This window comes from Amycolatopsis sp. NPDC049253 (assembly GCF_040678995.1).
Classification (GTDB): Bacteria; Actinomycetota; Actinomycetes; order Mycobacteriales; family Pseudonocardiaceae; genus Amycolatopsis.
This window is the reverse complement of the sequence record NZ_JBFAQX010000003.1, coordinates 40,817-52,376: the sequence shown is the minus strand read 5'-3', so window position 1 is coordinate 52,376 and position 11,560 is coordinate 40,817. Positions and strand designations below refer to the sequence as shown.

Annotated in this window: 10 protein-coding genes; 3 read left to right on the top strand and 7 right to left on the bottom strand. The window is 72.3% G+C overall.

What is annotated here, in order from left to right; all coding sequences use genetic code 11:
* Position 1: 1 nt before the first annotated feature.
* The 5 genes from AB0K15_RS07755 to AB0K15_RS07735 all read right to left on the bottom strand — a co-directional run bounded on the left by AB0K15_RS07755 (position 2) and on the right by AB0K15_RS07735 (position 5,128).
* Positions 2-796 (bottom strand): ABC transporter permease, encoded by a 795-nt coding sequence (locus AB0K15_RS07755; RefSeq protein ID WP_364046841.1) that lies wholly within the window; start codon positions 794-796, stop codon positions 2-4.
* An 88-nt stretch (positions 797-884) separates the two neighbouring features.
* Positions 885-1,643, bottom strand: coding sequence for a glucose 1-dehydrogenase (locus tag AB0K15_RS07750; RefSeq protein ID WP_364046838.1), 759 nt, complete (start codon positions 1,641-1,643; stop codon positions 885-887).
* Positions 1,643-3,145, bottom strand: coding sequence for an aldehyde dehydrogenase family protein (locus AB0K15_RS07745; protein WP_364046835.1), 1,503 nt, complete (start codon positions 3,143-3,145; stop codon positions 1,643-1,645). The genes AB0K15_RS07750 and AB0K15_RS07745 overlap by 1 nt, the downstream gene beginning before the upstream one ends.
* Before the next feature lie 16 nt (positions 3,146-3,161).
* Positions 3,162-4,043 (bottom strand): 3-oxoacyl-ACP reductase, encoded by an 882-nt coding sequence (locus AB0K15_RS07740; protein WP_364046832.1) that lies wholly within the window; start codon positions 4,041-4,043, stop codon positions 3,162-3,164.
* On the bottom strand, positions 4,040-5,128 hold the full coding sequence (locus tag AB0K15_RS07735) for a zinc-binding dehydrogenase (protein ID WP_364046829.1): 1,089 nt from the start codon (positions 5,126-5,128) through the stop codon (positions 4,040-4,042). Before AB0K15_RS07735 ends, AB0K15_RS07740 begins: the two co-directional genes overlap by 4 nt.
* Before the next feature lie 145 nt (positions 5,129-5,273).
* On the opposite strand from AB0K15_RS07735, the gene AB0K15_RS07730 reads away from it, so the two are divergent.
* Entirely contained in the window at positions 5,274-6,455 is a 1,182-nt protein-coding gene (locus AB0K15_RS07730) for an acyl-CoA dehydrogenase family protein (RefSeq protein ID WP_364046826.1), read from the top strand.
* Between the two features lie 10 nt (positions 6,456-6,465).
* Positions 6,466-7,488, top strand: a complete 1,023-nt coding sequence (locus AB0K15_RS07725) for an acyl-CoA dehydrogenase family protein (RefSeq protein WP_364046823.1) — start codon at positions 6,466-6,468, stop codon at positions 7,486-7,488.
* Here AB0K15_RS07725 and AB0K15_RS07720 read toward each other — a convergent pair.
* Complete coding sequence (locus AB0K15_RS07720) at positions 7,460-8,317, bottom strand: sigma-70 family RNA polymerase sigma factor (RefSeq protein WP_364046820.1); 858 nt, start codon at positions 8,315-8,317, stop codon at positions 7,460-7,462. The genes AB0K15_RS07725 and AB0K15_RS07720 overlap by 29 nt on opposite strands.
* Positions 8,318-8,400: 83 nt before the next feature.
* Between AB0K15_RS07720 and AB0K15_RS07715 the strand changes: the two genes are divergently transcribed.
* Complete coding sequence (locus tag AB0K15_RS07715) at positions 8,401-8,850, top strand: carboxymuconolactone decarboxylase family protein (protein WP_364046817.1); 450 nt, start codon at positions 8,401-8,403, stop codon at positions 8,848-8,850.
* 4 nt (positions 8,851-8,854) lie between these two features.
* On the opposite strand, the gene AB0K15_RS07710 is transcribed toward AB0K15_RS07715, so the two are convergent.
* Positions 8,855-11,560, bottom strand: coding sequence for a GNAT family N-acetyltransferase (locus AB0K15_RS07710; RefSeq protein ID WP_364046814.1), 2,706 nt, complete (start codon positions 11,558-11,560; stop codon positions 8,855-8,857).

Here is an 11,560-nt window from a genome sequence, read left to right as displayed (position 1 = left end):
GTCACAGCGCCTTCGGCGGCACGATCTTGAGGTAGATCGCGGTGAGCACGACGTTGATGAGGAACAGCAACAGGAACGTGATCACCACGGCCTGGTTCACCGCGTCGCCCACGCCCTTCGGGCCGCCCGCGGGGTTCAGGCCGCGGAAGGCCGCGACCACGCCGGCGACGAAGCCGTAGAGGAACGCCTTGATCTCGCTGATCCACAGGTCCGGCACCTGGGCCAGCGCGTTGAAGCTGGCCAGGTACGCGCCGGGCGTGCCGCCCTGCAACACCACGTTGAAGAAGTAGCCGCCGAGCACCCCGACCACGCTGACGAGGCCGTTGAGCAGCACCGACACCACGATCGCGGCCAGCACGCGCGGCACGACGATGCGCTGGATCGGGTTGACGCCGAGCACTTCCATGGCGTCGATCTCTTCACGGATCTTGCGTGCGCCGATGTCCGCGCAGACCGCGCTGCCGCCCGCGCCGGCCACGAGCAGCGCCGTGATCAGCGGGGCGGCCTGCTGCACGATCGCGAGCGCGCTCGCGGCACCCGTGAACGACTGCGCGCCGATCTGCGTGGTCAGCGACCCCAGCTGGAGCGCGATCACGGCCCCGAACGGGATGGCGACCAGCGCCGTCGGCAGGATCGTGACACTCGCGAAGAACCAGCACTGCTGGATCCACTCGCGGAACTGGAACGGACGCCGGAAGATCGCCCGCAGCACCTCCCAGGACAGCGTGGCGAGCCGGCCGACCTGGGTCAGCGCCGCGGTGCCCGGGAGGGTGATCGAGCCGGTCTCGCCCACCACACCTCCCAGTAGTCACCCCCGAGTCTTGTCCATACCTCCCGCCCGATTTCCGTTAGCGGTGTTCACTGCGTCCTCTCAGTCGTGTGGATCACAGCTTCAACGCGTGAGTCGCCGTAGCTCCCCCGTCCGCTACGAACTCGCTCCCGGTGCAGTACGAGCTCTCCTCGCTCGCCAGGAACACGAGCAGCGGCGCGATCTCGTCGGCCCGCCCCACGCGGCCGAGCGCCACCTTCTTGCCGACCCACGACACGTCGACATCCGCGCCGGCGGCCTCGGAAACCATCTTCGTGTCGATCATGCCCGGGTGGACGGAGTTCACCCGGATGCCGCGCGCGCCCAGCTCCAGCGCGGCGACCTTGGTCATCCCGCGGATCGCGAACTTGCTCGCGGTGTAGGCGACGAGGAACGGCATGCCGGCAAGTCCCTCCACAGAGGACACGTTGACGATGGAGCCGCCACCGGCCCCGGTCATCGGTTCAACGACCGACCGCATCCCGAGAAACGCCCCGATCTGGTTCACGCGCACCACGCGTTCGTAGTCGGCCAGCGTGGTGCTCTTCAGCTCCGCGAAATGCAGGACGCCGGCGTTGTTCACGAGCACCGTCGGCGGTCCGAACTCGGCGACGGTCCGCTCGATCGCGGCCGTCCAGGCGTCCTCGTCGCCCACGTCGAGGTGCTGGAACACGGCCGCGCCGCCGAGGTCGGCGGCGAGCTGCTTGCCTTCGGCGTCGAGCACGTCGGCGATCACCACACGGGCGCCCTCGGCGACGAACGCGCGCGCGGCCGCCGCGCCCTGGCCGCGGGCCGCGCCGGTGACGAGAGCGACCCGGCCGTCGAGCCGGCCCACTACATCAGCTCCTCGCCGAGCGGCATGAGCACGGTCTTGAGCTCGGTGTAGGCCTCGAACGCCGACAGCCCGCCCTCGCGGCCGAGACCCGACTGCTTGAACCCGCCGAAGGGCAGGTGCGGTTCGACCTGGAAGCCGTTGACGCCGATGGTGCCGGCGCGCAGCCGCCGGGCCACGCGGAACGCGCGGGCGGAGTCGGCGGTGAAGAGGCCGGCGCCGAGGCCGTACTCGGTGTCGTTGGCGAGCGCGATCGCCTCCTCTTCCGAGTCGAAGGGCACGACGGCGAGCACGGGCCCGAAGATCTCTTCCTGTGCGATGGTCGCCGAGTTGTCCACGTCGGCGAAGATCGTCGGGGCCACGAAGTTGCCGCTCGCGTAGTCGCCGCCGAGCCGTTCGCCACCCGTCACGAGCCGGCCCTCGGCCTTGCCCTTCTCGAGGTAGCCGAGCACGCGTTCGAGCTGCCGGCCGTTCACGAGCGGGCACGAGATCACCGTCGGGTCGAACGGGTCGCCGTAGGTCACGGCCGCGGCCATGCCCTGCGCGGCGGCGAGGAACTCGTCGTAGACGTCGCGGTGCACCAGCGCGCGGGTGTTGGCCACGCACGCCTGGCCGGACAGGCCCATCGTGACCGCGCCCATCGTCGTCATGGCGGCGAGGCCGACGTTGGGCGCGTCGGGGAACACGATCGCCGGGCTCTTGCCGCCGAGCTCCAGCGACACGCGCTTGAGCGTGCCCGCCGACGCCTCGACGATGCGCTTGCCGACCGCGCGACTGCCGGTGAAACTCACTTTGTCGACATCCGGGTGCGTGATGAGGCGCTCGCCCGTCGGGTCGCCGGGGCCGGTCACGAGGTTGAGCACGCCCGCGGGCAGGCCCGCCTCGGCGAGCAGCTCGACCATGCGGATCACGGCGAACGACGCGTACTCCGAAGCCTTGAGCACCACCGTGCAGCCCGCGCCGAGCGCCGGTGCCACCTTCTGCGCGAAGAGCAGGAAAGGCGCGTTCCACGGCAGGATCGCCCCGACGACGCCGATCGGCTCGAGGAAGGTCATCGCCAGGTGGTCGCCGCCCTGGTACGGCGGCAGCGTCTGGCCGCCCGCCTTGTCGACCCAGCCGGCGTGGTGGGTGAACACGTCGGCCGCGGCGGCCACCGACGTCGCGTAGATGGCGCCGAACGACAGCGGCACGCTGTTGTCCAGGGCCTGCAGCGCGCGCAGCTCGTCGGCGTGTGCGCGCAGCAGCTCGGCGTACTTCAGCAGCACGGCGATGCGCGTGCTCGCGCGCGAGGTGCCCCAGGCCGCGAACGCCGCGCGCGCGGCGGCCACGGCGTCGTCGACGTCGGCAGGACCCGCGACGGCGAACTCGCCGATCTCCTCACCCGTGGCGGGGTGCAGGTGGGTCCACGTCGCGCCGTCGCGCGCGGGCGTCCACTCGCCGCCGATGAACAGCTGCCCGGCCTTGAGCCCGGCTTCGTCGCGGTGCGGTAGCACGGTGAGCGTCATGAGATCTCCCGGGAGGTCAGGGCAGGGTGAGAAGCTCGGTGGCGGCGAACATCCGCTCCGGGTCGCGGCCGGCGAAGTGCGCGCCGACCGTCTCCGCCAGCTCGGCGGGGGTCCACGTGCCGTACGCGGCGTCGAAGCGCTGCTCGACCGAAGGCGGGCGCAGCAGCGCGACCATGCCGCCGTGGACGACGAAAACCTGGCCGTTGATGCCGTCGGCGGCGGGCGAGGCGAGGAAGGCGACGAACGGGGCGACGTGCTCGACCGACAGCGGATCGAGGCCGCTTTCGGGTGCTTCGCCGAAGACGTCCGCCGTCATCGCCGTGCGGGCGCGGGGGCAGATCGTGTTGGCGCGCACGCCGTACTTCGCCAGCCCGCGCGCGGCGGACACGGTGAGCGCGGCGATGCCGGCCTTCGCGGCGGAGTAGTTCGGCTGGCCGGGTGAGCCGACGAGGAAGGCTTCGGACGCGGTGTTCACCAGCCGTCCGTACACCGGCTTTCCATCCACTTTGGAGCGTTCGCGCCAGTGTCGCGCGGCGGCGCGGGAGAGCAGGAAGTGCCCGCGCAGGTGGACGGCGATGACCTGGTCCCATTCGGCGTCGGTCATCGAGAACAGCATGCGGTCGCGCAGCACGCCGGCGTTGTTGACCACGATGTCGAGGCCGCCGAAGTGGTCCACGGCGGCGGTGAGGAGTTCCCGCGCGGTGGCGGTTTCGGCGACGTCACCCGCCACGGCGAGCGCTTTGCCGCCGCCCGTCTCGATTTCCTCGACCGTCGCGCGGGCTTCGGTGACGTCGTTGACCACCACCGCCGCGCCTTCGCGGGCCAGCGCGAGCGCCTCCGCGCGGCCGAGCCCGGCGGCGGCTCCGGTGACGATGGCGACCTTGCCGTCGAGGCTCACGCCAGCGTCACCACCTGGCGGATGACGTCGGTGCTGCCTTCGCGTAGCAGGCTGAGACCGTCGTTGAGGTCCGCGAAGGTGAGGCGGCGCGAGATCATGCCGTCGAGGTCGAGCAGGCCGGCGCGCCAGAACCGCAGCATGGTGGCGGTGTCGCGATGGACGTGCGACGAACCGTAGAACGAGCCGAGGATCTTCTTGTCGTGCAGGAAAAGCTCCTGTGCGCTGAACGACACCATCGCGTCGCCCCGCCCGGCGCCGACGACCACGACCGCGCCACCCCGGCGCGCGGCGTCCCAGCCGGCGCGGATGGTGGCGGGCGCGCCGACGACGTCGAACGCGTAGTCGAAGCCCTCGCCGCCGGTCAGCTCGGCCTTGAGCTCGTCGAGGTTCTCGGGCGTCACGGCGTGGGTGGCGCCGAAGCGTTGTGCGGCGGAATGCTTGCCCGCCACCGGATCCACGGCGACGATCGTGGCCGCGCCGGCGATGCGCGCGCCCTGGATCACGGAGATGCCGACGCCACCGCAGCCGAAGACCACGACCGTGGAGCCCGGCTCCACCTGCGCGGTGTTGAGCACGGACCCGACACCGGTGAGCACACCGCACGCGATCAGCGCGGCCGTCTCGAACGGCACGTCGGCATCGACCTTGATCGCACCGGACGAGGGCACCACCACCTCGTCGGCGAACGTGCCGAGCCCGGCGTAGCCGAACAGCGGCGTGTCACCGAGGCGGAACCGCGGGGTGGTGAACGCGGCGATCGCGTGCACGGCGCAGAGGTTCGGCTGGCCGCGCAGGCAGTTGGCGCACGAGCCGCACGGCGGGACGAAGGAGACGGTGACGTGGTCGCCCGGCACGAGGTGGGTGACGGCGGAGCCGACCTCGAGGACTTCGCCCGAACCCTCGTGGCCGACGACGCCGGGCGCGAGCGCCGGCAGCGTGCCGTCCATCGCGGAGAGGTCGCTGTGGCAGATGCCCGAGGCCCGCACCCGGATCCGGACCTCGTCCGGGCCCGGATCGACGGTGGTGACGTCGTCCCGCAGCTCCAGCTTGTCGTCGCCGATCGCGTTCAGTACGGCTGCTCTCACCGCGAGCCTCCTCGTCGAAGCATGCCAGGATGAGGCCAGACTAGAATCTGTTCTCGTTTCAGGCAAGGCTCACGACGCCTTCCTTATCGCCGGGCCACCTGCTACAACTAGAACAAGTTCTATACAACCGGCGGCGAGGTGAGCGGTGCGGATCGACCACACGGACGCCCAGCGTGAGCTGGCGGCCGAGCTACGGGAGTACTTCGCCGAGCTGATGACACCGGCCCGCCGAGAGAGCCTCGCCGCGGGCGGCGGCGAGTACGGCGACGGCTTGGCGTACAAGGAGATCGTGCGCCGGCTGGGCAAGGACGGGTGGCTCGCGCTGGGCTGGCCGCGGGAGTACGGCGGGCAGGCGCGCTCGATGCTCGAGGGGCTCGTGTTCACCGACGAGGCGGCGGCCGCGGGCGTGCCCGTGCCGTTCCTGACGGTGAACACGATCGGGCCCACCATCATGCGCTACGGCACCGAGGACCAGAAGGCGTTCTACCTGCCGCGCATCGCCGCCGGCGAGCTGCACTTCTCCATCGGCTACTCCGAACCGGGCGCGGGCACGGACCTCGCGTCGCTGCGCACGCGCGCGGTGCGCGACGGCGACGAGTACGTGATCACCGGCCAGAAGATGTGGACCAGTCTCATCGAGTACGCCGACTACGTGTGGCTCGCCGTGCGCACGGACCCGGACGCGCCGAAGCACAAGGGCCTGTCGATGCTCGTCGTGCCGACGTCGGCGCCCGGCTTCTCCTGGACGAAGGTCCGCACCGTCGCGGGTCCCGGCACCAGCGCCACCTACTACGACGACGTGCGCGTGCCCGTGACCGCACGCGTCGCCGACGAGAACGCGGGCTGGCCGCTGATCACCAACCAGCTCAACCACGAGCGCGTCGCGCTGACCTCGGCCGCGCCCCTGCGCACGGCCCTGCGCGACGTGATCGAGTGGGCGCGCACCGCCGTCACCCCCGAGGGCACGCCGCTGCTCGACGCCGAATGGGTGCGGCTGAACCTCGCCCGGGTGCACACCCGCGCGGAGTACCTGAAGCTGCGCAACTGGCAGATCGCGTGGGCGGCCGCGCAACGCGAGCTCGGACCGGCCGAGGCGTCGGCGACGAAGGTGTTCGGCACGGAGTCCGCGATCGAGGCCTACCGGCTGCTGATGGAGGTGCTCGGCGCGGCCGCCGTCGTCCGCGGGGGTTCGCCGGGCGCGGTACTGGCCGGGCGACTCGAACGTCTGCACCGCTCCGCCCTCATCCTCACCTTCGGCGGCGGCACGAACGAGGTGCAGCGCGACATCGTCGCCGCGGCCGCGCTCGGCCAGCCCGTGACGCGTTAGGAGCACCGCCGTGGACTTCTCCCCCACCGAGGCGCAGCAGGACCTCGCCGCGCTGACCCGCCGGATCCTCGCCGGCCACGTGACGCCGGAAACACTGGGGCCGCACGGTTCCGGTGGCTTCGACGCTCCGCTGTGGACGAAGCTGGCGCAGTCGGGTGTGCTCGACGCGGCGCTGCCCGCGGCCGTCGGCGGCGGCGGGTTCGGGTTGCTGGAACAGTGCTCGGTGCTGATCGAGATCGGCCGGGCCGTCGCGCCGCTGCCCTATCTCGCTTCCGTCGTGCAGGCGGCCGCGGTGCTCGCGGAGCTGGGCCGGCCGGAGCTGGTGGAGCGCTGGCTCGTACCGGTGTCGCGCGGCGCCGCGGTGCTGGCGGTCGCGTCCGGCTTCAGGGAGACCGGCGGACGGGTCAGCGGGGTGCAGACCGCGGTGCCGTTCGCGGCGTTCGCCGACGCGTTGCTGGTCGAGACTCCCGGCGGGGTCTTCCTGGTCGAACGCGACGCCCGCGGAGTCTCCATCGCCGCGCAGCAGACGATCGACCACGCCGACGCGGGCCTGGTCCGGCTCGACGACGCCCCCGGCACGGCCCTGGGCGACGTCGGTCAGGCGTTGCGACAGCGCGGCGCGGTCGGGTTGTGCGCGCAGCAGCTGGGTGTCGTCGAGCGCGCCCTGGAGCTGACGGCCGCCCACACGCGTACGCGCGAGCAGTTCGGCCACGTGCTCGGCGGGTTCCAGGCCGTGCGCCAGCGTCTCGCCGACGCGTACCTCGACGTCGAAGCCGTGCGGCTCACGCTGTGGCAGGCCGCGTGGCGCCTGTCGGAAGGACTGCCGGCGGACACCGAGATGGCCACGGCGAAGTACTGGGCCGCCGAAGCCGGCCACCGCGTCGCCCACACCGCGGTGCACCTGCACGGCGGCGTCGGCATCGACGTCGAACATCCCCTGCACCGCTACTTCGCGGCGGCCAAACGCCTCGAGTTCACCGGCGGCGGCGCCACCGCGCAGCTGCTCACTCTGGGCGGTCTGCTCGCCCGGTGAGCTTCGCCGGATCGGTCACGACGGTGAGCTCCGTGATCCGCCCCTCGACGACCGTGAACACGAGCAGTGCCACCACCGTGCCGTCCTCGTCGAGGGACACGACACCGGGGCGCCCGGCCACGAGCACGTCCCGGCCCGCGGCGGCCAGGCCACCGGACAACCGCGCCCCACCGGCGACCTTGGTGGCGCCCAGCACCACGACCACGCCGTCCGGGGTCTCGGCGGTCAGCCGCACCTCGGGGTCGAGCACCCGCAGCAGCCCGGCGAAGTCGCCGTCGCGAGCCGCCGCCAGGAAGGCCCGGACCACGTCACGCTGCTCGCGCCCGGCGGCGGCCGGCTGCTCGGACGCCCGCACCTTCCGGCGAGCGCGGCTGGCGAGCATCTTCGCCGCGGCCGTGGACTTGCCGAGGATCTTGCCGATCTCCTCGAACGGCACCCCGAACAGGTCGTGCAGCACGAACGCCAGCCGCTCACCGGGACCGAGCGCATCGAGCACCACCAGCAGCGCGAGCCCGACCGAGTCGGCGAGCGCGACGTCGTCCTCGGGACCGTCGAGCGGCACCACCCGCTCCGGCAGCCGGTCGTCACCCGGTGCCTCCGGCCGGGCCTGCCGCGCGCGCAGGACGTCGAGGCTGAGCCGGCCGACCACGGTGGTGAGCCAGCCGCCGAGGTTGTCGACGGCCCCCGGATCCTGCCGGGACAGGCGCAGCCACGCCTCCTGGACCACGTCCTCGGCGTCGGCGTGTGAACCGAGGACGCGGTAGGCGACCGCGCGCAACCGTTCGCGCTGGGACTCGAACGCCTCCGCGATCGGGCTGGTGTCGGCCATGTCGTTACCTTCCTCGCTCCCGCTCCGTCAGGGGGGATGACGGGCCCGAGGGGGCACAGGTAACCGATGGAGGAGCACCAGCGATGACAGCACCGACGAAACGCGCGGCGAACCCCGACGTGATCACCGCGATCCAGCACCTGACCCGGGCGATCCACGCCGGCGGCGTCGACCCGCGCCTACTGGGGCTGGTGCACCTGCGCGCCAGCCAGATCAACGGCTGCAGCCCGTGCGTGTATGCCGGTGTGGCAGCGGCCAAGAAGCACGGGGAGACCGACGAACGGCTGCACAACGTCGTCGCGTGGCGCAAGACGCCGTTCTTCACCGACGCGGAACGCGCGGCGCTCGCGCTGACCGAGGCGGCCACCCGCCTGCAGGACGGCGCGGCGGGCGTGACCCCCGAGATCCGGGACGCCGCGGCCGCGCACTTCACCGAGGAGCAGCTGTCGGCGCTCACACTGGAGATCGCGTTGACCAACTTCTTCAACCGCATCAACCGGACGAACGGGGAGCAGGCCGGCAAGACCTGGTGAGCCGTCAGTCCGACGGCGTGATGTGGCGCAACCGCCGCGGCCCGGTGTCCGGCCGGGTCGGCGGCGGGCCCAGCACCATGCGCGCGTTGGCCACGAAGGCGCCGTCGGGCGAAGCGAGGATCGGATCGAGCGCCAAGGACCGGACCTCCGGGTTGTCCTCCGCGAGCGCCGCCACGCGCAGCACCATGTCCTGCAGCGCCGCCAGGTCGGCGGGTTCGTCGCCGCGGTAACCGGTGAGCAGGGGCGACGTGCGGGGCTCGCGGATGAGCGTGGCGGCGTCGACGTCGGTGACCGGCACCGCACGGTAGGCGCGATCGCCGAGCAGCGTGCTGACCAGGCCCGAGAGCCCGAACGACACGAGCGTGCCGAACGACGGGTCGTCCTGCAGCCCGATCACGCACGAGATCCCCTTGGCGGCCATGCGTTGCACGTAGAGCTCGTTGTCGCCGGAGACCTCGCACAGGTCGCGGTAGGCCACGCGCACGGAGTCCTCCGACGTGAGGTCCAGCCGCACGCCCGCGAGGTCGGGCCGGCCGCGCAGCCGCTCGTCCACGGCCTTGAGCGTGACGGGGTAGCCCAGCTCCGCGGCGGCCGCGACGGCAGCGTCCACATCGGACACCACGCGGAACGGGACCACGTCGACGCCGTAGCAGCCGAGCAGCCGCACCACGTCGTCGTCGGACAGCATCGTGGAATGGCCGTCGGCTTCGGCGAGCAGCTCACGCACGATCGACTGCGCCTGCTCGACGTGCAGCCCGCCCGGGCGCACCAGTGTCCCCTGTGGACGCTGCCGCCACGCCGAATACCGCACCACGCGGGACAACGCGGTCACCGCGCGTTCCGGGCTCGGGTACGACGGGATCGAACCCCGCGTGGGCACGCCGTCTTCACTGAGGACGGCCAGCTCGTCGGGCACACCCTCGGCGGCGAGGAAGGTGGACACGACGGGTTTCGTGCGCTCGTGCTCCAGCACGGCTTCCTTCAGCGCCCGCGCGTACGCGGTGCCGGGAATGGTGATCGGCGGGGCGAACACGGCGATGAGCGCGTCGGTCTCGGGCGAGTCGAGGGCTTCGCGCACGGCCGCGGCGAACTCGTCCGGCCCGGCCTGCGGGCCGATGTCCACGGGGTCGGCCGCGAGGTGCAGCCCCTGCGCCCGCGCGGTGTCCGCGGCGAGCAGCCCGATCGCGCTCGAGTTGCCGACGATCGCGATCCGCGGCCCGGCCGGCAGCGGCTGGTGCGCGAACACGAGCGCGGTGTCGAAGAGCTGCGCGAGCGACTCCACGCGCACGACGCCGGCCTGTTCGAACAGCGCCTGCACGCTCGCCTCGTCGACCTCCGCCGACGTGGCGGCCAGCTGCGGGCGCACGGCGTGGCGACCCGACTTCACCGCGACGATCGGCTTGTTCCGCGCGAGCCGCCTTGCCAGCCGCGCGAACTTGCGCGGGTTGCCGAAGGACTCGAGGTAGAGCAGCACGAGGTCGGTCTCGGGGTCGGTTTCCCAGTACTGCAACAGATCGTTGCCCGAGACGTCGGCGCGGTTGCCGGCGGAGACGAACGTGGACAGGCCGAGGCCACGCGAACCGGCGTCGGCCAGGATCGCCGTGCCGAGCGCTCCGGACTGGCAGAAGAAGCCGGTGTGCCCGCGCCGCGGCAGCTGCGGCGCGAGGGTGGCGTTGAGCCGCACGCCGGGGGCGGTGTTGAGCACGCCGAGCGCGTTCGGCCCGACCACGCGCATGCCGTGGGCGCGGGCCTCGCCGACGAGCCGCAGCTCGGCGTGCAGGCCGAGCGGGCCGGACTCGGCGAAGCCGCCGGAAACGATCACCAGCGTCTTCACGCCCTTGGCGAGGCAGGCGTCGAGCACGGACTCGACGAGCTCGGCCGGCACGGCCACGAGCGCGAGGTCGACCGGGTCCGGGATGTCGAGCACCGACGCGTAGGCGCGCACCCCGCGCACCGAGCGGTGCTCGGGGTTGACCGGGAAGACGGTGCCGGTGAAGTCGGCGGCGAGCAGGTTGCGGAAGGCGACGTGGCCGACCTTCGAGTGGTCGGCAGACGCGCCGATCACCGCGACCGACCGCGGGTGCAGCAGGTTGTGCACGCTGCGCGCCTCGGCCGCCTGCTCGCGTGAGCGCGCGACGGCCAGCGACTCCTCCGTCGGGTCGATGCTGAACTCCAGGTGCAGCACGCCTTCCTCGATGGCGCGGCTGACCTGGTAGCCCGCATCGCGGAACACGCGGACCATCGGCGCGTTCTCGGCGAGGACCTCGGCGACGAACCGGCGCAGCCCGCTCTCCGACGCGGCGGCGGCCAGGTGCTCCAGCAGGATCGAGCCCAGCCCGCGGCCCTGGTGCTTGTCGTCGACCACGAACGCGACCTCGGCCGAGGGGCCGCCGTCGAGCCGCTCGTAGCGCCCGACGGCCACGATGTCGTCGCCGAGCAGCGCGACGAACGCGACCCGGTCGTGGTGGTCCACAGTGGAGAACCGCTGCAGGTCGCGCGGCGGGATCCGCGGGTAGGCGCCGAAGTAACGCAGGTAGCGCGTGCGCTCGGAAAGCCTGCTGTGGAAGGCGACGAGGCCGTCGGCGTCCGTGGGCACCACGGGCCGCAGGTGCACGGTGCCGCCGTCGGACAGGACGACGTCGGCCTCCCAGTCGCGGGGGTAGTCGTACGGGTCGCGCAGGCCGTTTCCGTGCGCCGGCTCTTCGGACAT

Excerpts from the sequence above, each read along its gene's own strand:
- AB0K15_RS07745 (WP_364046835.1), bottom strand. The coding sequence starts at position 3,145 with ATGACGCTCACCGTGCTACCGCACCGCGACGAAGCCGGGCTCAAGGCC.
- AB0K15_RS07720 (WP_364046820.1), bottom strand. The coding sequence starts at position 8,317 with ATGGCCGACACCAGCCCGATCGCGGAGGCGTTCGAGTCCCAGCGCGAA.
- AB0K15_RS07715 (WP_364046817.1), top strand. The coding sequence starts at position 8,401 with ATGACAGCACCGACGAAACGCGCGGCGAACCCCGACGTGATCACCGCG.
- AB0K15_RS07710 (WP_364046814.1), bottom strand. The coding sequence starts at position 11,560 with ATGTCCGAAGAGCCGGCGCACGGAAACGGCCTGCGCGACCCGTACGAC.